Annotated in this window: 23 protein-coding genes, 3 tRNA genes and 1 pseudogene; 12 read left to right on the top strand and 15 right to left on the bottom strand. The window is 61.6% G+C overall.

The window, feature by feature from the left end; genetic code table 11:
* The first annotated feature begins 97 nt into the window (after nt 1–97).
* From phaC to FJ492_RS00790, 4 genes are all read left to right on the top strand, one after another.
* The gene (gene phaC / locus FJ492_RS00805) at nt 98–1,933 is read left to right on the top strand and encodes a class I poly(R)-hydroxyalkanoic acid synthase (protein WP_140768075.1); all 1,836 of its coding nucleotides are present in this window, start codon (nt 98–100) and stop codon (nt 1,931–1,933) included.
* Nucleotides 1,934–2,148: 215 nt separating this feature from the next.
* Nucleotides 2,149–3,396 (top strand): YcbK family protein, encoded by a 1,248-nt coding sequence (locus tag FJ492_RS00800; RefSeq protein WP_140711463.1) that lies wholly within the window; start codon nt 2,149–2,151, stop codon nt 3,394–3,396.
* Nucleotides 3,397–3,770: 374 nt separating this feature from the next.
* A tRNA-Glu gene (locus FJ492_RS00795) sits at nt 3,771–3,845 on the top strand.
* Between the two features lie 213 nt (nt 3,846–4,058).
* The gene (locus FJ492_RS00790; protein ID WP_140768073.1) at nt 4,059–5,198 is read left to right on the top strand and encodes a hypothetical protein; all 1,140 of its coding nucleotides are present in this window, start codon (nt 4,059–4,061) and stop codon (nt 5,196–5,198) included.
* Nucleotides 5,199–5,300: 102 nt separating this feature from the next.
* Here FJ492_RS00790 and FJ492_RS00785 read toward each other — a convergent pair.
* The 6 genes from FJ492_RS00785 to FJ492_RS00760 form a co-directional block, all read right to left on the bottom strand.
* Nucleotides 5,301–5,376: transfer RNA gene (locus FJ492_RS00785), tRNA-Cys, on the bottom strand.
* Nucleotides 5,377–5,593: 217 nt separating this feature from the next.
* Nucleotides 5,594–5,998, bottom strand: coding sequence for a TadE/TadG family type IV pilus assembly protein (locus FJ492_RS00780; RefSeq protein ID WP_140508776.1), 405 nt, complete (start codon nt 5,996–5,998; stop codon nt 5,594–5,596).
* A complete protein-coding gene (locus FJ492_RS00775; RefSeq protein WP_140508775.1) occupies nt 5,988–6,437 on the bottom strand; it encodes a TadE/TadG family type IV pilus assembly protein in 450 nt (149 codons plus the stop codon). Before FJ492_RS00775 ends, FJ492_RS00780 begins: the two co-directional genes overlap by 11 nt.
* Nucleotides 6,434–7,672 carry a pilus assembly protein TadG-related protein gene (locus FJ492_RS00770; RefSeq protein ID WP_181166061.1) on the bottom strand — a complete coding sequence of 413 codons (1,239 nt, stop codon included), beginning with the start codon at nt 7,670–7,672 and terminating at the stop codon, nt 6,434–6,436. The genes FJ492_RS00775 and FJ492_RS00770 overlap by 4 nt, the downstream gene beginning before the upstream one ends.
* 196 nt (nt 7,673–7,868) lie before the next feature.
* Nucleotides 7,869–8,144: a DUF6074 family protein gene (locus FJ492_RS00765; RefSeq protein WP_246675845.1), complete on the bottom strand. Its 276-nt coding sequence runs from the start codon at nt 8,142–8,144 to the stop codon at nt 7,869–7,871.
* 185 nt (nt 8,145–8,329) lie between these two features.
* Nucleotides 8,330–8,626, bottom strand: a complete 297-nt coding sequence (locus FJ492_RS00760) for a DUF982 domain-containing protein (protein WP_140508771.1) — start codon at nt 8,624–8,626, stop codon at nt 8,330–8,332.
* 358 nt (nt 8,627–8,984) lie between these two features.
* Here FJ492_RS00760 and map point away from each other — a divergent pair, with 358 nt between their 5' ends.
* On the top strand, nt 8,985–9,812 hold the full coding sequence (map, locus tag FJ492_RS00755) for a type I methionyl aminopeptidase (RefSeq protein WP_027146820.1): 828 nt from the start codon (nt 8,985–8,987) through the stop codon (nt 9,810–9,812).
* A gap of 643 nt (nt 9,813–10,455) precedes the next feature.
* Nucleotides 10,456–11,218, top strand: a pseudogene (gene radC / locus FJ492_RS00750) (DNA repair protein RadC).
* A gap of 157 nt (nt 11,219–11,375) precedes the next feature.
* Here the strand turns inward: radC and FJ492_RS00745 are convergent.
* Together FJ492_RS00745 and tig are read right to left on the bottom strand one after the other, a co-directional pair.
* Complete coding sequence (locus tag FJ492_RS00745; RefSeq protein ID WP_246675844.1) at nt 11,376–11,876, bottom strand: hypothetical protein; 501 nt, start codon at nt 11,874–11,876, stop codon at nt 11,376–11,378.
* A 169-nt stretch (nt 11,877–12,045) separates the two neighbouring features.
* Nucleotides 12,046–13,521 carry a trigger factor gene (gene tig, locus FJ492_RS00740; RefSeq protein ID WP_027146817.1) on the bottom strand — a complete coding sequence of 492 codons (1,476 nt, stop codon included), beginning with the start codon at nt 13,519–13,521 and terminating at the stop codon, nt 12,046–12,048.
* A gap of 360 nt (nt 13,522–13,881) precedes the next feature.
* Between tig and FJ492_RS00735 the strand changes: the two genes are divergently transcribed.
* Nucleotides 13,882–13,966 (top strand) — tRNA-Leu (locus FJ492_RS00735).
* A gap of 143 nt (nt 13,967–14,109) precedes the next feature.
* Nucleotides 14,110–14,814 (top strand): class I SAM-dependent methyltransferase, encoded by a 705-nt coding sequence (locus tag FJ492_RS00730; protein ID WP_140508764.1) that lies wholly within the window; start codon nt 14,110–14,112, stop codon nt 14,812–14,814.
* A 25-nt stretch (nt 14,815–14,839) separates the two neighbouring features.
* Here FJ492_RS00730 and FJ492_RS00725 read toward each other — a convergent pair whose 3' ends face one another.
* Nucleotides 14,840–15,424: a GDYXXLXY domain-containing protein gene (locus FJ492_RS00725; RefSeq protein WP_140768069.1), complete on the bottom strand. Its 585-nt coding sequence runs from the start codon at nt 15,422–15,424 to the stop codon at nt 14,840–14,842.
* Nucleotides 15,421–16,539, bottom strand: a complete 1,119-nt coding sequence (locus FJ492_RS00720) for a DUF2157 domain-containing protein (protein ID WP_140768067.1) — start codon at nt 16,537–16,539, stop codon at nt 15,421–15,423. The genes FJ492_RS00725 and FJ492_RS00720 overlap by 4 nt, the downstream gene beginning before the upstream one ends.
* A gap of 234 nt (nt 16,540–16,773) precedes the next feature.
* Between FJ492_RS00720 and FJ492_RS00715 the strand changes: the two genes are divergently transcribed.
* The 4 genes from FJ492_RS00715 to FJ492_RS29030 all read left to right on the top strand — a co-directional run bounded on the left by FJ492_RS00715 (nt 16,774) and on the right by FJ492_RS29030 (nt 19,476).
* A complete protein-coding gene (locus FJ492_RS00715; RefSeq protein WP_013531315.1) occupies nt 16,774–16,914 on the top strand; it encodes a DUF1127 domain-containing protein in 141 nt (46 codons plus the stop codon).
* A 49-nt stretch (nt 16,915–16,963) separates the two neighbouring features.
* The gene (locus tag FJ492_RS00710) at nt 16,964–17,104 is read left to right on the top strand and encodes a DUF1127 domain-containing protein (RefSeq protein WP_019858543.1); all 141 of its coding nucleotides are present in this window, start codon (nt 16,964–16,966) and stop codon (nt 17,102–17,104) included.
* A 567-nt stretch (nt 17,105–17,671) separates the two neighbouring features.
* Nucleotides 17,672–19,084, top strand: a complete 1,413-nt coding sequence (trmFO, locus tag FJ492_RS00705) for a methylenetetrahydrofolate--tRNA-(uracil(54)-C(5))-methyltransferase (FADH(2)-oxidizing) TrmFO (protein WP_140768065.1) — start codon at nt 17,672–17,674, stop codon at nt 19,082–19,084.
* Between the two features lie 38 nt (nt 19,085–19,122).
* Nucleotides 19,123–19,476 (top strand): type II toxin-antitoxin system ParD family antitoxin, encoded by a 354-nt coding sequence (locus FJ492_RS29030; RefSeq protein ID WP_140768063.1) that lies wholly within the window; start codon nt 19,123–19,125, stop codon nt 19,474–19,476.
* Between the two features lie 153 nt (nt 19,477–19,629).
* Here FJ492_RS29030 and FJ492_RS00695 read toward each other — a convergent pair whose 3' ends face one another.
* From FJ492_RS00695 to FJ492_RS00675, 5 genes are all read right to left on the bottom strand, one after another.
* Nucleotides 19,630–19,944 (bottom strand): hypothetical protein, encoded by a 315-nt coding sequence (locus FJ492_RS00695; protein ID WP_140768061.1) that lies wholly within the window; start codon nt 19,942–19,944, stop codon nt 19,630–19,632.
* Between the two features lie 67 nt (nt 19,945–20,011).
* Nucleotides 20,012–20,962, bottom strand: coding sequence for a sterol desaturase family protein (locus FJ492_RS00690; RefSeq protein WP_181166560.1), 951 nt, complete (start codon nt 20,960–20,962; stop codon nt 20,012–20,014).
* Nucleotides 20,962–21,396, bottom strand: coding sequence for a hypothetical protein (locus FJ492_RS00685; protein WP_140768057.1), 435 nt, complete (start codon nt 21,394–21,396; stop codon nt 20,962–20,964). The genes FJ492_RS00690 and FJ492_RS00685 overlap by 1 nt, the downstream gene beginning before the upstream one ends.
* 72 nt (nt 21,397–21,468) lie before the next feature.
* Nucleotides 21,469–22,317 carry a phytoene/squalene synthase family protein gene (locus tag FJ492_RS00680; protein ID WP_181166554.1) on the bottom strand — a complete coding sequence of 283 codons (849 nt, stop codon included), beginning with the start codon at nt 22,315–22,317 and terminating at the stop codon, nt 21,469–21,471.
* A 1-nt stretch (nt 22,318) separates the two neighbouring features.
* Entirely contained in the window at nt 22,319–22,714 is a 396-nt protein-coding gene (locus tag FJ492_RS00675; protein WP_181166553.1) for an Mth938-like domain-containing protein, read from the bottom strand.
* Nucleotides 22,715–22,734: the final 20 nt, after the last annotated feature.

Genomic DNA, 22,734 nt, shown 5'->3' with positions numbered 1-22,734 from the left:
TTGTTTCCTTGGCAGCCGGGGTAGAGCGAGATTGGACCCTGTCGGATGTCCCATGTTAATATGTCAAGAAAACGCTTCCGGAGGAACCCCGCGAACCATGTCCAAAACACCCGATTCGGGCAAAGCGGAAGATGGCGGACCTTCGACGGTCGAGCAATATCTGGTGAAGGACCCGGAACGCTTTGCGCTGAACATGGCGCGGATGATCGAGCAGGCCGGCAAGGCGGCGTCCGCCTGGGCCGAACCGCGCGAAAAGGGTGAGGTGCGCGACCACGTCGCCGAGCCGGTCGTCGACATGGTCAAGACCTTCTCGAAGCTCAGCGAATACTGGCTTGCCGATCCGCAGCGTGCGCTCGAAGCGCAGACGCGGCTGTTCGCCGGCTATATGACGGTTTGGGCGAACGCCATCCAGCGCGTCAGCCCGAACGCCGAGGGTGCCGACGATGCCGTCAAGCCGGAGCGCGGCGACAAGCGCTTCCAGGATCCGGAATGGGGCCGCAACGCCTTCTTCGATTTCCTCAAGCAGGCCTATCTCGTCACCTCGCGCTGGGCGTCCGAACTGGTCGAGCACGCCGAAGGCCTGGACGAGCATACCCGCCATAAGGCGAGCTTCTACGTCAAGCAGGTATCCAACGCCATCTCGCCATCCAATTTCATCCTGACCAATCCGGAATTGTTTCGCGAAACCGTCGCCTCCAACGGCGAAAACCTGGTGCGCGGCATGAAGATGCTGGCCGAGGACATCGCCGCCGGCAAGGGCGACCTGAAATTGCGCCAGGCCGATTATTCGCCCTTCGAGATCGGCAAGAACATCGCCACGACGCCCGGCAAGGTGGTCGGCCGCAGCGACGTCGCCGAGATTATCCAGTATGATCCGGCAACCGAGACAGTGTTGAAACGCCCGCTGCTGATCTGCCCGCCCTGGATCAACAAGTTCTACATCCTCGACCTCAACCCGCAGAAATCCTTCATCCGCTGGGCCATCGAGCAAGGCCACACCGTTTTCGTCATCTCCTGGATCAATCCGGACGAACGTCATGGCGCCAAGAACTGGGAAGCCTACATCCGGGAAGGCCTGCAATACGGCCTCGACACGATCGAGAAGGCGACCGGCGAGCGCGACGTCAACGCCATAGGTTACTGCGTCGGAGGCACGTTGCTAGCGGCGGCACTGGCGCTGATGGCTGGAGAAGGCGACGACCGCATCAAGTCGGCGACCTTCTTCACCACACAGGTCGACTTCACCCATGCCGGCGACCTGAAAGTGTTCGTCGACGAGGAACAGGTCGCGGCGGTGGAAAAGGCGATGAACGAAAAGGGCTACCTCGACGGCACAAAGATGGCCACCGCCTTCAACATGCTGCGCTCGGGCGACCTGATCTGGCCCTATGTCGTCAACAACTACATGCGCGGCAAGGATCCTCTGCCCTTCGACCTGCTCTACTGGAACGCTGATTCGACCCGCATGGCGGCGGCCAACCACTCGTTCTACCTGCGCAACTGCTATCTCGAGAACAACCTCTCGCGCGGCACGATGGAACTTGCGGGCCACACGGTCTCGCTCGGCGATGTCACCATCCCGGTCTACAACCTCGCCTCGCGGGAAGATCACATCGCGCCGGCGCTGTCCGTCTTCCTCGGCTCGAAATATTTCGGCGGCAAGGTCGAGTACGTGATGGCGGGATCGGGGCATATCGCGGGCGTCGTCAATCCGCCCGCATCCAACAAATATCAGTACTGGACTGGCGGCCCGCCGAAAGGCGACTTCGACCAGTGGATAGAAAGCGCCACGGACCATCCCGGGTCCTGGTGGCCACACTGGCAAAGTTGGATAGAGGCCAAGGACAACACCCGCGTACCTGCCCGCAAACCCGGCAAGCATATGAAAACCTTGGGCGATGCTCCCGGCACCTATGTCAAGGTACGTGTGTAACGGACTGTAATGTCTGGTGAGTTGACGCCCCCGCAAAAGCGGGCGAAATGGTGTCGTCAACCATTAAGCAGCCGCAATTCGGCATTCGCTGCAAAAATACTTACAGGCTTGCTGATTTGACACAGGTCTCGTTTCCGGATCGGAGACAAGGGTCACCCTGACGCAGACATACCAGTCAGCGCCAAGGATACACCGACCGGACATCGAGGGGGAATTTGACTTTGAAATCAGCAGGATGGAGCCTCGCAAAGGGAGAACGCCGCGTCATCGTGGCAGCGTTCTGCTCGATGCTTCTGGCCTCCTGCACATCGGCCGGCGATCCGACAATGTCGGTCGGAATGCCCGGCTACAATGCTTCCGCATCCGACATCCACGCCGCCTCCACGGGCAAGCCCCTCGCCGCCGATTCGTCGTCGCAGGTAGCGACGGAGCAGACGACGGTGATGAGCGAAAGCGACACGGCACTCCCCGAAAAGGTTGCCTACCTACCGATGGCCAAGCCTGGGGCCACTTTCCCGCTCACCATACCAGCCAGCGCGGAAACGATCGCGGGTCAGACGCCGCAGTCCTTGCAGCAGCAGGTACAGACGGCGCAGCAGACCGACGCGGTCGCCCAGAAGATCGCCGCCGCCGATGCTGCCGCGACGGCGCCGAAGCCGGCCGCGGCACCGGTAATGAACAATCCGGTTTATGTGACCGCTGGCGACGCGCCGCAAGCCGAGGCGCCGAAGAAAAAAGGCTTCCTGGCCTCGATGTTTGGCGCCACCCCCGCTTCGGCAACACCCGCTCCGCTGGTCAACACACGATCGGGCGAACAGCCTGCCGCGCAGGCCAAGCCTGCCCCGGCGGCAGCAAAGCCGATCATCACACTGGCCTCGGCCGATTCCACGGCAAAGCCGATACAGTTGGCTTCGACCGGGGACGATGCCGGTCACATTACGGGTAGCGATGCCCTGCCTGGCGTGCGCCAGACAGCCCTGTTCGAGATCAAACGCAAATCCGGCCTCGACGACGAAAGCGACGTCGACCTCAATGAGGACGAAGGCTCGGGCGGCAGCTATCAGGTTGCGTCTGCGGCCGGCATGGCGCGCCTGGCGCCCAACGGACTGCTGAAGCAGAATGAGAGCGTGGACGTCGCCTGCCTGAAGCCATCGCTGGTGCGCGTGCTGAAGACGATCGAAGGCCACTACGGCCGCAAGATGATGGTGACCTCGGGCTATCGCGACCCGGCCCGCAACCGCCGTGCCAACGGCGCCAAGAATTCGTTGCACATGTATTGCGCCGCCGCCGACATCCAGGTGCCCGGCGTCTCCAAATGGGAGCTTGCGAGCTACATCAGGACCATGCCCGGCCGCGGCGGCGTCGGCACCTACTGCCACACCGAATCGGTCCATGTCGATGTCGGCCCCGAGCGCGACTGGAACTGGCGCTGCCGCCGGCGCAGCGGCGGTGACGACGGCTAGCAGCGATTTGACGGACCGGAACCTCAGCAGGCCCGAGTCGTTCCCATGTCGTCACCCTTGGCTAAGCAGGAGCGAAGCTCCGTCGCGAAGACCCGAAATCCATGCCGTGACCCTGGCAAAGATCGCAACGGGAGCAGAATTCTGCACCACGGCAACGCGTTGAAGTCGCGGCATGATTCTCGGGTCTGCGCCGCTTCGCTACGCTCCTTGCTCCGCCCGTGGATGGCGAAGCGACTAATGTCACCGCTGATCGCCAAGCCCTGCCGACCCCTCGCGAAATCGCTGATTTGGCAGGCTGGAAAAAAGTTGTCCAAGGCGGCACCTAACGGGTTGCCGGTTACGCGCAACGCCAGTATAAGCCGCTTCGTCTGAGCGCGCCCATCGTCTAGCGGTTAGGACACCGCCCTTTCACGGCGGTAACAGGGGTTCGATTCCCCTTGGGCGTACCAGATCTTCCGGACCTCCAGTCCCTCTTCCGATTCTACGCAGCGAACGCCTGGCCGATGCAATTTGGCAGGGGCGCATCGCGTCGACAACATTGCGGGTTACGGCATCCGTTGCAGCCGATACCCCATGCCTTTCGCGCTAGTCTAGCGCCCAGCTCCTCTGTCTTGTCGATCAGACGGGCCAGTGGTTAAATGGAATACGAAGGGAGCGCTCATATGACAGTTCACCTTTCGGCGGATATACGCGCTCCCGCGGCAACGCCGCCAAGATATCTCTTTGGTCCGCTCGCGGACTTTCTGATGCTCGGCGGCGGCGCATTCCTGATCTTGCCGGCGCTGTACTTCGTGCCACTGAGATACGAAGGTCTCGTGGCGGCGACGATGCTTTTCCTGGCTTATCTGATCAACTATCCGCACTTCGCCCACTCATACCAACTCTTCTACCGCAATTTTGGGCGGAAGCTGCGCGGCGGCGGCTACGACAGGAACCTCCAGATCCGCTACATCGTCGCCGGCATCATCGTTCCCCTACTCATGGGTGCATTTTTTGCCTACGGCTCGATAACGGCGAACGCCCGGCTGCTGGGCAACGCAACCAACGCGATGTTCTTTTTCGTGGGCTGGCACTATGTCAAGCAAGGCTACGGTATGTTGATGGTGGATGCCGTCCTGAAGCGCAGGTTCTTCACCGATCCGGACAAGAAAATCCTGCTGATCAACAGCTATGCCGTTTGGCTGTTCGCATGGCTTCAGACGAACACGGCGGTCAGCCAGGGAAAATACCTGGGGCTGGAATATTATACGTTTGCCACCCCTGCATGGCTCAACGCGATTGCGGTGGCGGCCGCGGCCGCTTCCACGGCCGCCACTGCCGTGATGCTGATCAATCGTTGGAGCAGGAATGGCGGCAGCCTGCCGTATAACGGCGTCATCGCCTACATCGCATCCCTATATCTCTGGATTCTGATCGTAAGGACAAATCCGCTCTGGCTGCTTGTGGTGCCGGCGCTCCATTCCTTGCAGTACCTGGCGGTGGTCTGGCGTTACCAGAGCAATGTCGAGCGTGACGGGCGCGATGCCGAGAAAGTTCCGCCATCCAGAATCCTGTCCGTCCTTGGTTCGGCTTACAGGGTGCGGCTTCTGGAGTTCATCAGTGCTGGCCTTCTCCTCGGCGGTCTGGGTTTCTGGCTGGTGCCGACCGTGCTGACGGCCCTTGTCCCCTATGACCGGGAAGTCCTGGGATCGTCGCTGTTCTTCTTCATCGTGTTGATCTTCATCAACGTGCACCATTACTTCCTCGACAATATGATGTGGCGCCGCGGCAACCCCGAAGTGTCGAAATATCTGTTCCGTTAGAACTTTTTTTGCGCTCAAGCGGAAACGCTTGGCGTAATGCGGAAATGGAGCAGGGATGGATCCACTCCCGCCCGATCCACCAGTCCATCAGCTTCGGAATTTTGGAGGCCTCGCCTCGGAATCGAACCGAGGCTTCCGAGATTTGCAGTCTCTAGCGTAGCCGCTCCGCCACGAGGCCATACGTGCTCTGGTAACGGGCAGAAGTTTAAAGATCCTTGATGTCTTGGATAAAATTCGGCTACGCCCCACTGTGAAAAAGAGCCCGTCACGCCAGAAAGCGCCGACCCATGACTCCTTTACCAGACTTGAATTGCATGCTCGTCAACGAGGGGAACTCATACAGCCCGGCCGCAGGGCTCGAGGCCAGCAGATTCGCGGTCTGGCGGACTACGTGGCTAACCGCCGACCAGCGGCACGGCAACGGTCGTCGCGTAATTGATCGGGTAGGCGTTGAAATATGGGAAATCTATGACGAACGCATAGGCAGCGGTCAGGTGCGCCATGCGAAAGCCGCCGGTCGCCGGGTCGGTGGCGATCGTGACGTTCACATTCTTCAGACCCAGCGCAAGCAGTTTCTGCGTCGCGATCGCCTGGATGTCGGCCTGGGTCAGCGTGTTGTTAAGCTGCAGGGACCGTGCGGACGCCTCCAGCGTGTAGCGAACGCTGGAGGCCGTATTCATCGACCAGCCGAAGGCGAAGATTCCGAATAGCAGCATGATAAGGAACGGTGCGATCAGCGCGAATTCGAGCGCGGCTCCGCCCGATCGATTGTCCCTGAAGCCTCCCGTATTACCGAACACGGATCAGCTCCTGCTGGCCGATCGCGCTGGGGGCGGAAAACACGCCGAACGTAAAGGGCGGAGTCCACGTCGCCGATGCGTCGATCTGGACAAAGACCGACGGTGCCTTCGGCCCGCTGCACAAGGTCGAAGCGTCGACCACGGTCGTGCCGCATTTGTAAATCCGGCTCAGCGTGACCTGACCGTCGTCCGGCATCCTCTCCCAGTTCGCCATTGCCGCGGCCCGTGTCGCGCTGTCGTCGGCGGAGCCCGCCAAGACCATGTTCGCCGCCGTCTTCACGCCGGCGCGCATAGACAGCGAACTCGTGACGTATGACCAGCCGTCGGCGATGCCGAGCAGTACCAGGCAAAGGATGGGCAGGACCATCGCGAACTCAACCGCGGCTGCACCCGCGTCTTCGCGAATGGCTGGGATCAATCGATAGGCCACGCGCTTCATTCGACAATCGCGACCGACGCCGCCGCGGGGATGTCCTTCATTCCCAGGCTCGAGCAGTCCTGGTTGATCGTGGAATTGCCGGACCACTGGATAGTGTCGGCCACAATCTGCGTGCAGCCATTGTTGCCTGAGAAGTTGCCCAGGTAGTTCACTTGCTGCTTGGAGAAATAGATGGCGCCGGTCAGCAAGGATGTTGCCGTACCGTTGAAGGTACTCTGCGCCGCCGTGCCTGTCCTGTCACCGTAGAACAGCATGCCGGAATAGGTGCCCGACTGCGGCGCGCTGAGCGTCACGGTCGCGTTCCCGTTCATGCTGACGGTGCTGCTGCCCGCCATGAAGATGGTCACGCCGTCGCCCTGGATGACCGCGCCCGCGTTGATTTTCAAATTGCCCTGGACAACATAGACGCCGGGAGAAAGCGTGACATTGCCGTTGAGGCTCATGCCACTGCAATAGGTCCCGGGCTGGATCGTTTGGGTCGACTTGCCTCCGTTGACATTCTGGCATGGGTTGCTGGCGGCGGGCGCCGGCACGCTGGCGAAAGGATCGGGTACGGGCAAGGCCTGGGTGATCGGCGCCTTGCAGATCGTGGTCACCGGATTGTTCAGCACGACGCCGCCCGCCGAGATCAGGCAGTCGGCCGTGAGAGCCGCCGATCCCTGCACCTTGATGGCGTCGCTGGCGATCGAATTCGTCATGATGACGCAGCCGTTGAGCGTCATGCTGGTGCTGCCGGAGAAGAGCACCGACTGCGGTGCCGACGGATTGAGCGCCCGGAGGCAAGCCTTGGAGGCGTCGGTGATGAGCGCCACCGCCCTCGCCTTTTCTGGAACCTGGCTCTGAGTGAAGATCAAGGTGAACATCCGGTCGAGATTCTGGCCGAGGACCACCTCGACGGCCTTTTTGGCAATGTTCGGCCCTGACGTCGGCGGCGTATTGACGACGATGGTGCCGTTCCCGAGGCCGTTGTCGGTCGCCGACTGGGTCGCGGCCGCGACGATCGTCGGCGTGTCGGAACCCGCGATCTTCTCCAGCGCGCCGGCATAGGCCGCGGCATCCGCCGTGGCCTGCAATCTCAAGCTGTTGTAGTACCAATAGGAGGTTTCAACGCCAAAACCCGCCGCACCGACAACGATCGGCAGGGTAAGGGCAAAGATGGTGGCGACGTTCGCAGCTCTGCTGCGGCGCATACCGGCCGCCACGAGCCGAATCCGGGTGAAGCAGTTGAACAGCATGATCAATTAGAAAGCACGCATGTATGAATGAACGGCTAAAAAGTTCGATTCACTTTCTACGAGACAACCATTGGCCAGCAGCCATTGGCTCCAACAGCCGGCCTCGGTACGCGCACCTTCTCGGCATGCCATGGAGGGCAAATGACGCATTTCCGGCGTCGCCAAGCGTGCAGCCTGCTTGCGGGCAGGATTTACTTCAGGCGGTAAGGATCGGGACCTCTTCCACGGTCGCACCAGTCAATAACTCTCTTTGAACGGCAAGGAAGAACCTGCGCACTTCGTCACCGGCTGCCGTTCTGTCTCTGCCCGTCCCGACAATGAGATCGAGCAATTCCGCCGCCTTTGTCTTCCAGAACGAGGTGGCGGTCTCGCCATGCAGATTGCCGAGCTTGGCGGCAACTTCCCTGACCAAGAACAGCTGACGATCGATCGGGAACGCACGGACTTTTTCTGAGGACATCTTCCGACCCATGAAACTGACGCAACGAATCAACCATTGCCGAACAATCAATGGCTAACCGCGAAGGTGGAAACGGAAGCTTAACAGCGCCGGCCAATGCATCGCCGCAGGCGAATCGTCATGCACACTCAAGCTGAACGCAGGCGAATCGTCATGCACACTCAAGCTGAACTGGTTCCCCCCACTCGATGACGCCCTCAGGCCTGCAGCGCTCTCGCCTCGCCGCCGCGCTTGCGCGGCGCCATCATGTCGCCGGCCATCAGTCCGGCGACGCGGCAGAACGCCATGAACGCCCGGCAGGCGTCTTCGGTCTCGACCACATCGACCGTGGCACCGAAACAGGCATTGAAGGCTTTCTGATACACCGGTCCCTGCCGGCGCGCCGGCCAGTCCTGCAGAAAATCGAGCGCCTGCTCGACGCTGTAGATTTCCTCGACGGGCAAGCCGGGGCCTGGTGCGATGCGCACCGGCACCTCGAATTGCAATCTGTCCATCCGACACCTCCCGACCGGCATCGCCCAAGCAACGCCGCTCATCGTCAAAAGTTGCTTTGTGCGGTGTGCCATGGAAATGTGTCGTCACTGCGGAAAACTGTCTCCTTTGCTGCATCTGGCAAGGGAAGGTCTGCCGGCTTCGAGCGGCCGGCAGACCTTGCCGGCGGCGGCGATTACTGGTTGGCCGGGTCGGTCTCCGCGTCGAAGGCCGTGCGCCTGACCGGCGGGGCAAGCGAATATCCGGGCCGTAGGGGCCGCATCAGGCAGTTCGTCCTTGAACCTTTCGCCCTCAGGTGCCAAATCTGGTGACATCTCCGCGCCCGCGCTCCTGCGGCGCGCCACCTTCTATATGGGCAAAATGGTCACCTATCTCGACGCCGCCACGGCACCGCTCAGAAACACCGGCCAAATCCGCCTTTATGGCGAGGAAGGCTTTGCCGGCATGCGCAAGGCATGCGACCTCACCGCGCGCTGCCTGGACGAGCTGGTGCCGATGGTCGGTCCCGGCGTCACCACCGACACCATCGACCGTTTCGTCTTCGAGTTCGGCATGGACCACGGCGCACTGCCGGCCACGCTCAACTATCGCGGCTACACGAAATCGTCCTGCACCTCGATCAACCATGTCGTCTGTCACGGCATTCCCGACAACAAGCCGCTGAAGGATGGCGATATCGTCAACATCGACGTGACCTACATCCTCGACGGCTGGCACGGCGATTCCTCGCGCATGTATCCGGTCGGCACGATCAAGCGGGCAGCCGAACGCCTGCTCGAGGTCACCCACGAATGCCTGATGCGCGGCATCGCCGCCGTCAGGCCGGGCGCGCGCACCGGTGTCATCGGCGCCGCCATCCAGACCTACGCCGAAGCCGAGCGCTGCTCGGTGGTGCGCGATTTCTGCGGCCACGGCGTCGGCCAGCTTTTCCACGACGCCCCCAACATCCTGCACTACGGCAATGCCAATGAAGGCGTGGAAATGCGCCCCGGCATGATCTTCACCATCGAGCCGATGATCAATCTCGGCCGGCCGCATGTGAAGGTGCTGTCGGATGGCTGGACGGCGGTGACACGCGACCGCTCGCTGTCGGCGCAATACGAGCACACGATCGGCGTGACCGACACCGGCTGCGAGATTTTCACGCTGTCGCCCAAAAAGCTCGACCGCCCTGGCTTGCCGGTTTAGGAGGCCGTGGCGAGGTCTTGGATGCCGGCCTATTTCCAGTGTTTGCGTGGCCGCCAGTCTTCGTCCTCGTCCTGGTCTCGTAACCAGCGCATTATTTCGCGGCAACTGCTCGGACGGCCATATTTCGCGGCAACTGCGCGGACGGCCATCGCTGACCCTGCCATCGGTGCATGGATCGTAGCGTTCGCGCGGGTACGGGTAATAGTCGTGCCTTTCCCGATAACGCCCCCGGCGATCCAGCATGCGCAGGATCTCGCGGCAATTGTGCGGCCTCCGGTCGCTGTAACGGCCGTCCGTGCAAGGATCATCATATTGGATGAAATGGATCGGGTTCCGATCAGCGCGGCCACCGGCCGGGTACGGCATCGATCACCGGGGCAGCCATTGCAGGACTGAAGCTCAGAAGCAGCCCGGCGGGCAGCAGGATACGAATGGGCCTGGGCATCTTGGTTGTCTCCGAATGGGGCGTCATCGATGATGACACCGAGAGCCTGCGCGACTGCCATTGCCGCAACATTGCGTAGAAGTCGGAGGCTTACTCATTCCTTGCCACCGAAAAAACCTCGACCGCCCCTGCCCGCCGTCCTAGTATTTCGCGGGGATCAGCGATCATTGCTCAGCTGCGACTGGATATGGGCGGCACATGGCGACACAAGGCGACGACGACGAACGGAGCTTCTTCTCCGAGGTGCCGGTGCGGCCGGCGGCGAGAGCCAAGGCGGCAGTCGATGAAAAGCTGCATTATCTCGGCCATCGCGATCGTCTGCGCGAGCGCTTTGCCTCGGCCGGTCCGGATGCCTTGCCCGACTATGAACTTCTGGAACTCCTGCTCTTCCGCCTGATCCCGCGCGCCGACACCAAGCCGGTCGCCAAGGCGCTGCTGGCCCGCTTCGGCACCTTGGCCGAAGTGCTCGGCGCGCCCATCGGCCTGTTGCAGGAGGTCAAGGGCATCGGCCCGGCCGTGGCGCTCGAGCTGAAGGTCGTCGCGGCGACCGCGCAGCGCATGGCGCGCGGCGAGGTCCATGGCCGCGAAGTCCTGGCCTTCATGGCAACAGCTTCTCGACTATTGCCGCTCGGCCATGGCGTTCGAAGCGCGCGAGCAGTTCCGCATCCTGTTCCTCGACAAGAAGAACGCGCTGATCGCCGACGAAGTGCAGCAGACCGGAACGGTCGACCACACGCCGGTCTATCCCAGGGAAGTGGTCAAGCGCGCGCTCGAACTGTCGGCCACCGCGATCATCCTGGTCCACAATCATCCCTCCGGCGACCCGACGCCGTCGCGTGCCGATATCGAGATGACGAAAGAGATCATCGAAGCCGCCAAGCGGCTGGGTATTTCCGTGCACGATCACATCATCATCGGGCGGAAAGGATACGCCAGCATGAAAGGCCTGCTGCTGATCTAGGTCCAAAATCCCGCGAGGCAGCACCGCCACTGCGCTGGCGATTATCCTGGCCGGAATTTGAAATCATTCAATCGTGGAAAGAATGATGCTGATACCACGCAGTTCGCGGATCAATCTTCCAGGTGACGACAGCCCAAACGACCGCCACTTTTCGAAATCAAGGCGGATCGGTCTTGCAGTTGCCGGCAATCTGGCTGACCGCCTCACCGAAGCCGGCCAGGTCGAAATCGGCCTGACCGCGCCCGGACAGCAGCCCGAAGCGCCACGACAGCAGCAGGCGGTTTGCCGGAACGAGGCGCTTGATGCCATCGGCCCCGTCGCGCATCAGCAGCCTGCCGCGCGTGCCGACGGACCAGCTCTCATCGAATTTGCTGTCGCCGTCGATGGTGACCGACATGGTGATTTTCCGGCTGGCGGAGACCGCGTCGTTCAATTGCAGCCATTCGGTCCAGACCGGCTCGCCGTCTGCCCGGCAGGCAATGGTCAGCACCGGGCTGTAGCTCAACGCGCCGCCCCCGGTGATTAGCTTGTTGGTGGCATAGACCGATGCGGTGACGAGGCCGTCATTGCCGGTGTCGAAACGCCAATTGTCCGTGCCGGCCCCGGCAGCGCCGCAGGCCAAGGCCAGGAAAAACACCATGGCGGCAGCGCGCCTCATTTCCACCCCCAGCGACATCACCAATTACCTCTGGCCTTCCAACCAATCAGATAATGATCAAGGCTTCGTATCGCCACTGGCGCCCATCACGAGCCAATTCGATGTTGCAGTTTCGCAACGAAAAAGGCCGCCCGGAGGCGGCCTTTCGGAATTCGTCGGAACGTGCGCTCTACTCGGCGTCCTTGGCCGCTTTTTTCTTCGGTGCGGCCTTCTTCTTCGGCTCTTCCGCGTCGTCGGCTTTCTTGTCGTCAGCCTTCTTCGCGGCGGCCTTCTTCGCCGGCTTCGCCTTGGTCGCGGTTTCGGCCTCCTCGTCGTCGGCCATCAGCTCTTCCTTGCTGACCTTGACGTCGGTGACCGAGATCTGTTCGAGCAGGTGGTCGACAACCTTCTCCTCGAACATCGGCGCCCTGAGCGCGTTCAGCGCCTCGGGGTTGCTGCGGTAGAACTCGAAGGCTTCCTGCTGCTGGTTGGCCGGGAAGCGGCGAACCTGCTCGAACAGGCCGCGCTGCAGTTCCTCGTCCGACACGGTGACACCGGCCTTCTCGCCGATCTCGGCCAGCACCAGGCCAAGGCGCACGCGGCGCTCGGCAAGGCGCATGTATTCGGCGCGTGCCTCTTCCTCGGTCGTCTCTTCGTCGGCGAAGGTGCGACCGGCGGCTTCCAGGTCGCGGTTGACCTGTGCCCAGATATTGTTGAATTCCGCCTCGACGAGCTTCGACGGCGCTTCGAACGAATAGGCTGCATCGAGTTGATCCAGCAGCTGGCGCTTCACCTTCTGGCGCGTCATCGAGCCGAACTGGTTCTCGATCTGGCCGCGCACGATGTCACGCAGGCGCTCGAGCGACTCCAGGCCAAGGTTCTTGGCGGTCTCGTCGTTGATTTCCAGTTCGCCGGGCTTCGACACTTCCTTGACAGTGACGTCGAAGGTCGCTTCCTTGCCAGCCAGATGCGCTGCCTGGTAGTTGTCCGGGAAGGTCACGGTGACCTGCTTCTCGTCGCCGGCCTTGGTGCCGATCAGCTGTTCCTCGAAGCCCGGAATGAACTCCTTGGAGCCCAGCACCAGCGGCTGATCATTGCCGGCGCCGCCTGCGAAAGCCTCGCCGGCGATCTTGCCGACATAGTCGATCGAGACGCGGTCACCTTCGGCGGCCTTGCCGGTCTTCGGCTCGTAGCTGCGCGCCGATTCAGCGACGCGCTTGACCTGGTCGTCGATCTCCGAATCCGGAACGTCGAACACCTGGCGCGTTACCTTGATGTCGGAGAAATCCTTGATCTCGATCGCCGGAATGACCTCATAGTTGAGGCGGAATTCGAAGTCGGCGCCGCCGGCCAGGATCTTCTCGGCTTCCTTCTCGTCCTCGGTCATGATGACCTCGGGCTGCATGGCGGCCTTTTCGCCGCGCCCGGTGATGATCGAACGGGTCGAGTCGTTGAGGATCTCGTTGACCACCTCGGCCATGAACGACTTGCCATAAACCTTGCGCAGGTGCTGCACCGGCACCTTGCCCGGACGGAAGCCGTTGATGCGAACCTTGTCGCGGGCGTCCGACAGCCGCGCCATCAGCTTGGCTTCCATATCACCGGCCGGCACGGTGATCTTGATCTCGCGCTTGAGACCGGAATTGAGTGTTTCGGTGACCTGCATCGTAAAACCTTTGTTTTCACCAATGAGGCTGCCAAACGGCTCCCTGCCGTTCACAGCCTGCCGGTAATTCTTGCCGGGAATGGCTTTTGGTACGGAACCTGGCGATTTGACCGGAAATACGGCTCAAACTCTCCCAAACTGCGTTCCAAAATGTGAATAAGTTCTTGTTTTTCCTACTTCTTATCACATCTTGTAGAAGCGGATCGTCGCGTCCCGTCACATTTGACACGCCTTTTGTCACAGGCGAGCCTAATTTTCAACAGTCTTCGCGTTTAGGCGAATAACCAACATTTCGGCCCTGACCCGATATCTTGTCTCCGACATTGACAGAATGATGGCTACATGGGATTGCCGGGTCATGCGGATGTGGCGGAACTGGTAGACGCCCTGGATTTAGGTTCCAGTGCCGAAAGGCGTGGGGGTTCGAGTCCCTTCATCCGCACCAACCCCACATGACCGTTTGGCTCCGCCTCATCCCGGATCTGTTGCCATCGTTCCGCGGCCGAAACCCTGTGAAAAGTCCTACCGATCGATCGCTTGAGAGATTGCCGATAATGAGGTCAACTCATTGTCGGGAATGGCGGGACAATGATGATGCTTGAATACTGGAACAAGGCCCACATCTGTGGGCTGCTCTCGGTGCGCTTCGGGCTCACGAGTTACCTGGAGATCAACACGAGCACTACTGGCTTCAGGTATATAGAAGCGGCACAATTGGGTTTTCAGCCCTGCATGCGCCTGGTGTATCGGGCAACTGAGCCGCCAGTCGATGGCCTCCCCGTAGATTTCACCTCCACAGACGAGGATATTGCGGCATGTCTCAATGACGTGCGCCTAAAGGGGCAGACATTCGACATTGTGTTCGTTGATCCGCACCACACATACGAATGCTCGGCGCGCGATATCCGGGAAGCCTTCCGCATGGTCTCGCCCGGGGGTGCCGTGGTGGTGCATGACTGCCTGCCCCCAAACCGGACCGCGGCCAATCCCTCCTTTTTCCGCGGTGAGTGGTGCGGCGTGACCTACAAGGCATTTATTGATTTCGTTCTGGGCAATCCGGATCTCGACTATTTCACTGTGGATGCCGACTACGGCTGTGGCGTCATCCTGAAACCCAAGGGGGCCGTCGCCAAGGTAAAGAACTGGCTGCGCGCACGGCGCGTTCGCGCGTTGAGAGACGAATGGCGAGCGATAGGGAATGATTTCGACGCGGCATTCGACAGATTCGTGACCGACAAAATCAGACTCCTCCGCATTGTCGACTTTCGACTGCTTCGCCGAAAACTTCTCTGAAATCACATTATGGGCGCGATGGACATCAATAAAGCGGCTCCTCGAACAGCGTCTTGTCGCCATCCACCAGCGCCTTGATCTGCGCCGTGCCATCGGCGGCGAGCGCCAGCTTGATCCCGAATGGCCGTACCCGCATGTCGCTCTGAATCGCCAGCCCCTCGCCTTCGGGCAGGTAGAACCGTTCGATGCCGTAATCTGGCGCGATCGTCATGCCTTCGCCGCGAAGGTCCCAACCCGCGGTGACATGGCCCGAAATGTCGGCTTCGTCGACAGCGGCCGGGCCTGGCGCCTTGCCGAACCAGGCTGTGGTCGGTGTCCAGTACCCATCGGCGCCCTTCTTCAGCCGGACAACGATCGGCGTGTCGTCGCTCGAGAATTTGCCCTCGGGGATGTTGGCGATCATTTTCACCGGTATGCGCGAAATGTCATAGCCGAGGATGATATAGTCGCCGCGCAAGAGATCGCGCGGATCGACGGGTTCGATCTTCAGCAGCACTTCCTTGCCGTTGCGCAGGATCGCCGCCCGGCCGGCGATGATCCAGCTCAGGAACCCGATCTGGACGAGCGCCAGCACCAGCGCCGAGATAACAAGCCTCTTTCCGGTCATCATGCGGTGGCTCCCCCCGTTGCCGGACCCTTCATGCGTTTTTCGACGCGGATGATGATGATCGCCAGGATGCCGAGCAGCACCGCGGCGGCAAGGAAGAAGCCGGCCGTGTCGAGCATCGACTGCAAGGTCACGACATAGATCATGGCGAGTTCGAAGGCGAAGCCGAGATAGGCAAGCCAGCGCAGGCCACGGCTCTCCCGTCCCGCCAGCACGATGGCGGCGACGATGCCGGCCAGCGCGACGACCGAGGCAATGACGAAACCGCTGTTGTAAGTGCTTTCGTCGGCCAGTTCGAACTGGATGATGGCCAGTCCGGTAAGAAAGCCGAGCAGCGCATGCAGGGGCAAGAGGCCGCCGAGCTGCACGATCCTGTCAACCGGTTCCGGTGCGAAGACAGAAGCCGCGAAGAGCACGGCGGAGACAATGACCAGCGGGATCGCCACTGGCAGGGTCGCATGGTCCATCGCCAGCAATACGAGATAGAAGAGCAGCGACAGGATGATCAGGTGCCGCGCCGGCTGGCTGCGGGTCCAGAACGAGACGGCAAACAGCACGATGGCCATGACGACGAAGGCATGCGGAAACCCACCGCGGCTGTAATAGTCGAACCCCTTCAGGAATAGCCAGGCGTCGGCGATGCCGACCGAAGCGACGGTCAGCGGGTTCGACCGCAGCGCGACCGCCGCCAGCGCCGTTCCGGCGCCCCAGGTGACCAGCGCGGAAGCCTCGTCGCCGGACAGATGGTACATCTGGCCGATCAGCGCGATCGAACCGCCAAAGGCAGCCGCCGCCACGATCCACAGGGCTTCGGCGATCGCCGCGTGGTCGCGCGTCTTCAGCACCGCGCCGCCGACATAGCCGCCGATGATGATGGCAAAAAGCGCGGCCACCCGCGCCAGCCGCGGGATCGTTTCCCAATTGGCGGCGACGAAGATAAGGACGGCCGCTCCAAAGAGCAGGGCTGCCATCATGGCCAGGATCGAACCGAAGCTCAGCGACTTGCGCGTATTCGCCTCGACGTCACGCGTCAGGGCGTCGGCCGTCGCGGCGTCGATCAGGCCTGCCTGGAGCCACCGGGCAATGTCGGATCTGACCCGTGTCGAATAGCCCGCCATGTCCTGCATCCCCCGTTAGATCGTTTTTTAGCCGAACCAGCCAAACCGTTGACGTCACGGCACTTTCCGATTCTGGCTTCTTTGTGTCAGGTCCGTGAAGGCGCATTAATGTTGCATTGCACAATTTGCATTGCTGCCATGCAGCCATAGCGCTTTTAAATCGATATGAGCCCGCCTATTTATGGTTCGTACACAAACGGAATGATCCGCAAGAAAGACGAAACGAGAACTACCATGAACCTGATCCGCAACTATCGCAACTGGCGCCGCTACAGGGACACCGTGTCCGAGCTGAGCCGCCTGAGCAACCGCGAACTGACCGACCTCGGCATCAGCCGCAGCGACATTCCTTACGTCGCTCGCAAGGCGGTCTAATTCTTCGGACCGCGAATGGTCCGAACAAGTTTCTGAAAAGAGAACGACAATGAACCTGATCCGCAACTATCGTAACTGGCGCGTATATCGCGAGACAGTTACCGAGCTGGGTCGCCTTTCGAACCGCCAGCTGCATGATCTCGGTATCGTCCGCGACGAAATCAAGATCATCGCCCGCCGGGCGATCTAACGGAATTTCGCTGGGGTCGACCTCCTCCCCGACCTTCAGCGAACGGTCAGCCCTTATCCTCCTCCCGAGGGTTGACCACCAAAACGGCGCCCGCCGCACCTCCTCCCGCGGCGGGCGCTGTTCCCGGGGCAAATGAATTTTGCTCCAAAGGGTTTTGCCCCTTTTAAAAGATGGCAAAAGAGATTTCGTCAAAGCCGACCTCCTCCCCGGCAATGACGAATAGGTCCAACCTTCACCTCCTCCCGAGGGTTGGCCAACCAAACGGCGCCCGCCGCACCTCCTCCCGCGGCGGGCGTTGTTTCCCCGGGGCAAAATGAATTCTGCTCCAAAGGGTTTCGCCCCTTTTCAAAACGCGAAAGAGATTTCGTCAGAGCCGACCTCCTCCCCGGCGATGACGAATACGGTCGATCTTCACCTCCTCCCGAGGATCGACCCCCAAAACGACACCCGCCGGACCTCCTCCCCCGGCGGGTGTTGTTGTTTTCGGCGCCCGGTTCACCATCTGCGGTTTGCCCGCACCAAGCACGGCAATTGCAATCACCGCCCCAAGCGATTATTCCGGCGCTCATGAGCAAAAATCCCATACACATAATCGGCGGCGGTCTCGCCGGTTCCGAAGCCGCATGGCAGGCCGCGCAGGCCGGTGTTCCCGTCGTGCTGCATGAGATGCGCCCGGTTCGCGGCACGGACGCGCACAAGACCGATGGCCTGGCCGAACTCGTCTGTTCCAATTCCTTCCGCTCCGACGACGCCGAGAACAACGCGGTCGGCCTGCTGCACGCCGAGATGCGACTGGCCGGCTCGCTGATCATGAGCGCCGGCGACGCCAACCAGGTGCCGGCCGGCGGCGCACTGGCCGTCGATCGCGACGGCTTCTCCGAGGCCGTGACGAAAAAACTCGAGGCGCACCCGCTAATCACCATCCAGCGCGAGGAAGTTCCCGGCCTGCCGCCGGCGGACTGGGATCAGGCGATCATCGCCACGGGACCGCTCACCGCCCCATCGCTGGCCCAGTCGATCGCGGAGGCGACCGGCGCCCATGCGCTCGCCTTCTTCGACGCCATCGCGCCGATCGTCCATTTCGACACGATCGACATGGATACCTGCTGGTTCCAGTCGCGCTACGACAAGGTCGGCCCGGGCGGCACCGGCAAGGACTACATCAACTGTCCGATGGACAAGGAGCAGTATCTCGCCTTCGTCCAGGCGCTGGTCGACGGCCAGAAGACCGAATTCAAGCAATGGGAAGGCACGCCCTATTTCGACGGTTGCCTGCCGATCGAGATCATGGCCGAACGCGGCGTGGAGACGCTGCGCTACGGACCGATGAAGCCGATGGGCCTGACCAACGCGCACAACCCGACGGTGAAGGCCTATGCGGTCGTCCAGCTGCGCCAGGACAACGCGCTGGGCACGCTCTACAACATGGTCGGTTTCCAGACCAAATTGAAGCACGCCGAGCAGGTGCGCGTGTTCCGCACCATTCCGGGCCTGGAAAACGCCGACTTCGCCCGCCTGGGCGGCCTGCACCGCAACACCTACATCAATTCTCCGATCTTGCTCGACGGCTCGCTGCAGCTGAAATCGCGTCCCGGCCTGCGCTTTGCCGGCCAGATCACCGGCTGCGAAGGTTATGTCGAGAGCGCCGCGATCGGCCTGCTCGCCGGACGCTTCGCCGCCGCCGAGCGACTTGGCCATGCGTCATCGCTGCCGCCGCTCACCACCGCCTTCGGTGCGCTGCTCAACCACATCACCGGCGGCCATATCGTCTCCGACGACGAGCCCGGCAAACGCTCGTTCCAGCCGATGAACGTCAATTTCGGCCTGTTCCCGCCAGTTGAAGCGCAGAAAGTCGAAGGCAAGCGCCTACGCGGCAAGGACAAGACCGTAGCCAAGAGGCATGCCATCACGTCGCGTGCGCAGGCCGATTGCCGGCAATGGCTGGGTTTGCCGGCACAAACGGCCGAAGCAGCAGAATAATTTATGGCTGACAGGCTGCCCCAAGTCTTGCCGCCGGTTTGCCGACAAGCGATGAAGCTTTCACCGGAGACTATGAGGTTATCTGGAGCATCTACATCAGATGCAACAACCTGCAAAAGCTACGCGCGGTTCACATACCGGCGCTCGAGGCGCTGATCGGCCAACCCCATGGCGGCGAAGGTTGGTTGTACGAAATGCGCGCGGCGCTCCGCGCCTTCCAGCGCGAAGAGGAAGAGCATGCAAAGCTGATGGCATCGATCCGGGCACTGGTGAGGGCGTCGATGGGGGACACGAGGCCTGCCGTTCCGCTCGACGAAGCAATCGACCGGGTAAAGAGCCGGATTTCGCAGCTGGCACAAGACAATGATCCAGCATCTCGTCGTCGTTCTTAGCGAAAAACCACACTGGCTCTACTTCATGGCGGAGGCTCCAATGGGCATCAGGTGGCGGGAGATCGCTTTCCAACTTGAACCGGATATCGCGCAGGGGCGGCAGCGAGAGCGTGGTCATGGCTTTTGCCAGAGCCGTGGACCCCGCTTGTCTGCTCAATGGTGGGAGGCATGTTTGTCGAGCGACCGAACAACGCGGTTCATTGCCTGGACACGGGAACGGGCTTGGCCGAGCAGGTAGCTCACAGCAGGACGGACTTTGAGGAGATGATCAGGACTGCTCCTGATCTGGTTAATGAGTGGTTCCTTCCGCCGCTTGTCGAACGCCTTCACGCCGCAGGCAAGAAGCCGAACGTTTGAGAATGCTACGGCTTCACCATCTTGCCCGCCTTTGCCGAGGGCAAATTCGATGTCGAAAACATGTTTGTGGTCCCCGTGAGTGAGCAGTTCGTAGGGATGGCCGATATTCATCGCCGGCTGAGCGAATTGTCCGACGGCTCAAGGGTACGGCTCAAGGTGATCGATTAGGCGCGTAACGCTACTCGGCCGGGTCGGCACCTACCCTCGGCAATCCCGGCTTCCCCCCTTCGCTGGGATTCCGCCTGACATAGGCGGCCTTCAGGCTTTCCGAAGTTTCACGGGAGCCGTCATGGCTCCAGCCGGGCGGCTTGATCAGGTAGTTCAGGCGATCGCTGAGTGTAAGCCCCGGTGCAAACGCATCCCTGAACATGCCGATCCACTCGTGGAACGCCACTTTCAGCGGATTGAAGGTGCCGAGATTCCTGACGATGCCGTAGCGCGGCCGGTCCTCCTCCAGCTCTTCGACGAAGGTGCCGAACATGCGGTCCCAGATGATCAGCGTGCCGGCATAGTTGGCGTCGAGATAGCGCGGATTGGTGGCGTGATGGACGCGGTGGTGCGAGGGCGTGTTGAAGACGAATTCAAACCAGCTCCACATCTTGTCGATCGTCTCGGTGTGGATCCAGAACTGCCAGACCAGGTTGAAGCCGAAGGTGAAGGCAATCACCGCCGGGTGAAAGCCGAGCAGCACCAGCGGCGCCTGCAGCACGAACATGAAGGTGAACAGCCCGGTCCAACTCTGCCTGAGCGCCGTCGACAAATTGTAGTGCTGGCTGGAATGGTGATTGACGTGCTCCGCCCACACCCAACGCACCCGGTGCGCAATACGGTGATAGACGTAGTAGCGCAGGTCATCGAGCAGGAAGGAGGCCAAGAATACCCAGACCGATAGGCCGAGATTGAAGATACGGAACTGCCAGAGCCAGAGCAGCGCCCAGTAGGAGACGACGCCAAGCAGCAGCCCGGCAACGACATTGCCGGTGCCCATCATCAGGCTGGTCAACGTGTCGCGCGTCTCGAACGAGCCCTTCGCGCGACCTGTGCGCACCAGCCATAGCTCGATCAGGATCGCGGCGACGAAAAACGGAATAGCCAGTTGGGTGACCTGCGGAAAATCGTAGCTGTCGATCACGCGGCCTCCCTGGCGGAACTCGTGTCTCGCGGCTCGAGGGCGTTCAGCAAGGCCCGCGCGTCGGCGGTATTGGCGAAGCGGAAGCGGCCGCCCTTCCAGGTGAAGTCCGTCAGCCGCATCAGAATTGTGTTCGTCTCGTCAGGTTCGGACACCGCGGCGTCCGCAGCAGTGACGATACGCGTCAAGAAACAGTCGCCGATGCCATGAACGATACCGATGCGCCCTCGCCCGATATCCAGAAACGCCGTCTTGGCATCTGTCGTTAGGCAGACTGTGACGGCCATCTCGTCCGGAAAATCTTCCGCGAAACGGCTCAACACCTGGTCCACGCCAGCCAGCGTTGCTTCCTTGCTGCCGCCGGTGAAATGCACGGCGGCAACCGACAGCGCAATGCCTAGCACGACGATCGCGACCAGCACGGGCAAGCTCATGGATTTCCTCCTGGCCAGCCTGTCGTCTTCGGCAACAGTTCTCGGCAGGCCGACTCCTTAACACGATTTACGTCAAAGTGTCGGCCAGCCCTTGCCTGCACGACGCAGCAGCAACCAATGCCGGCGCAATGCCGACAGCCGTGCCACGCCGCCGAGCGGTGCGTGGCGCGGGCCTTCCATCTTGTCGAGATAAGCGCGTGACAGCGCCAGCGGCAGGAATGCCGGACGCAATGACCCCGGCAGCGCGGCGGCACCCCGCTCGAAGGCCGAAAGATGTTCGCGCGCCAGCGCGATCATCGCGGCCACCGCACGCTGGGCGCCAGACCCGCCGTCACCGGCAACAAATTCTTCCGGCGACGAGCCCGCCGCCGCCAGGATGTCAGCCGGGATAAAACACTGCCCGCGCCTGCGGTGCAGCGGCAGCAGAAGCAACAGCCCCGTCATTGTCTGGGCGCAGCCCGCCCTGCCCGCCAGTTCGGCAAATCCTGGCGCCTCGGCGGAATCGAGCACCATCGCCGCGAGTTGAATGAGCGCGGCCGCCGTCTCGCCGCAATAGCCCTCCAGATCGGTGCGCGATGGCATCGGGTCATCATAGAGATCGAAGATACGTGCCTCGAGCATGTTCTCGAAGGCCAGTTTCGGCAGCTTGAATGCTGCAATGGTGGCGTTCAAGGCTTCGGCAACCGGATGACCAGCGCCCGCCTCGCCGCCGGCGTCAATGACATCGCGCCACCATTGCAGCCGCACCTCGCCGGGCAACGCCTCATGGATGCGGTCACGGATGCCGGCGATCTCGGCATTGAAAGCGTAAAGCGAAAACAGCGCGTCGCGCTTGTCGGCAGGCGCGTAGAGGCCGGTGAGATACCGGTCATGGTCGGCGGCGCGCACCGCCTCCATGACGATTTTGGCATTCTGCGACATATCAGTCGACGGCGATGAGCGCGGCAGCCACGGCGCGGTTTTCCGCCAGAAGGACGTTGTAGGTCCGCACTGCTGCCCCGGTCGACATCGGGTCGAAGGCTATGCCTGCATCCTTCAATGCCCCCCGCAGTGCCGCCGGCAACGGCTGCAGATCCCTGCCCATGCCCACCAGCAGGATCTCGACCTTGCCGGCCTCGGCCAGAAGCCGGTCGAAATCCGCAACCGTCAGCGCCAGGGGGTTTGCCGGCTCCCAGCCGTGGATGCCGGACGGCAGGCACATGAGCGAGCCGCGATGCGACATGTCGGCAAAGCGGAAGCCGCCATTCCCATAAGCCTCGATCGGGGCGCGGCCAGGGAAATGCGCCTCGCGGATGACGATGCCTTTGCCGGTCACCACTCTGTCACCCCTTCGGGCCC

It is taken from the genome of Mesorhizobium sp. B2-5-4, from assembly GCF_006441095.1.
Lineage (GTDB): Bacteria > Pseudomonadota > Alphaproteobacteria > Rhizobiales > Rhizobiaceae > Mesorhizobium > Mesorhizobium salmacidum.
This window is presented reverse-complemented; position numbering and strand designations above follow the sequence as displayed.

What these genes read in the sequence shown, in the direction of transcription:
- tig (WP_027146817.1), bottom strand. Translation starts at nt 13,521, where the DNA reads ATGCAGGTCACCGAAACACTCAATTCCGGTCTCAAGCGCGAGATCAAG.
- FJ492_RS00725 (WP_140768069.1), bottom strand. Translation starts at nt 15,424, where the DNA reads ATGATGACCGGAAAGAGGCTTGTTATCTCGGCGCTGGTGCTGGCGCTC.
- FJ492_RS00695 (WP_140768061.1), bottom strand. Translation starts at nt 19,944, where the DNA reads ATGAATATCGGCCATCCCTACGAACTGCTCACTCACGGGGACCACAAA.
- FJ492_RS00685 (WP_140768057.1), bottom strand. Translation starts at nt 21,396, where the DNA reads ATGAGCTTGCCCGTGCTGGTCGCGATCGTCGTGCTAGGCATTGCGCTG.
- map (WP_027146820.1), top strand. Translation starts at nt 8,985, where the DNA reads ATGGTCACCTATCTCGACGCCGCCACGGCACCGCTCAGAAACACCGGC.
- trmFO (WP_140768065.1), top strand. Translation starts at nt 17,672, where the DNA reads ATGAGCAAAAATCCCATACACATAATCGGCGGCGGTCTCGCCGGTTCC.
- FJ492_RS00730 (WP_140508764.1), top strand. Translation starts at nt 14,110, where the DNA reads ATGATGATGCTTGAATACTGGAACAAGGCCCACATCTGTGGGCTGCTC.
- FJ492_RS00715 (WP_013531315.1), top strand. Translation starts at nt 16,774, where the DNA reads ATGAACCTGATCCGCAACTATCGCAACTGGCGCCGCTACAGGGACACC.
- FJ492_RS00765 (WP_246675845.1), bottom strand. Translation starts at nt 8,144, where the DNA reads ATGGGTCGGAAGATGTCCTCAGAAAAAGTCCGTGCGTTCCCGATCGAT.
- FJ492_RS00710 (WP_019858543.1), top strand. Translation starts at nt 16,964, where the DNA reads ATGAACCTGATCCGCAACTATCGTAACTGGCGCGTATATCGCGAGACA.
- FJ492_RS00775 (WP_140508775.1), bottom strand. Translation starts at nt 6,437, where the DNA reads ATGAAGCGCGTGGCCTATCGATTGATCCCAGCCATTCGCGAAGACGCG.
- FJ492_RS00720 (WP_140768067.1), bottom strand. Translation starts at nt 16,539, where the DNA reads ATGGCGGGCTATTCGACACGGGTCAGATCCGACATTGCCCGGTGGCTC.
- phaC (WP_140768075.1), top strand. Translation starts at nt 98, where the DNA reads ATGTCCAAAACACCCGATTCGGGCAAAGCGGAAGATGGCGGACCTTCG.
- FJ492_RS00790 (WP_140768073.1), top strand. Translation starts at nt 4,059, where the DNA reads ATGACAGTTCACCTTTCGGCGGATATACGCGCTCCCGCGGCAACGCCG.
- FJ492_RS00760 (WP_140508771.1), bottom strand. Translation starts at nt 8,626, where the DNA reads ATGGACAGATTGCAATTCGAGGTGCCGGTGCGCATCGCACCAGGCCCC.
- FJ492_RS00770 (WP_181166061.1), bottom strand. Translation starts at nt 7,672, where the DNA reads ATGCTGTTCAACTGCTTCACCCGGATTCGGCTCGTGGCGGCCGGTATG.
- FJ492_RS00745 (WP_246675844.1), bottom strand. Translation starts at nt 11,876, where the DNA reads ATGAGGCGCGCTGCCGCCATGGTGTTTTTCCTGGCCTTGGCCTGCGGC.
- FJ492_RS00680 (WP_181166554.1), bottom strand. Translation starts at nt 22,317, where the DNA reads ATGTCGCAGAATGCCAAAATCGTCATGGAGGCGGTGCGCGCCGCCGAC.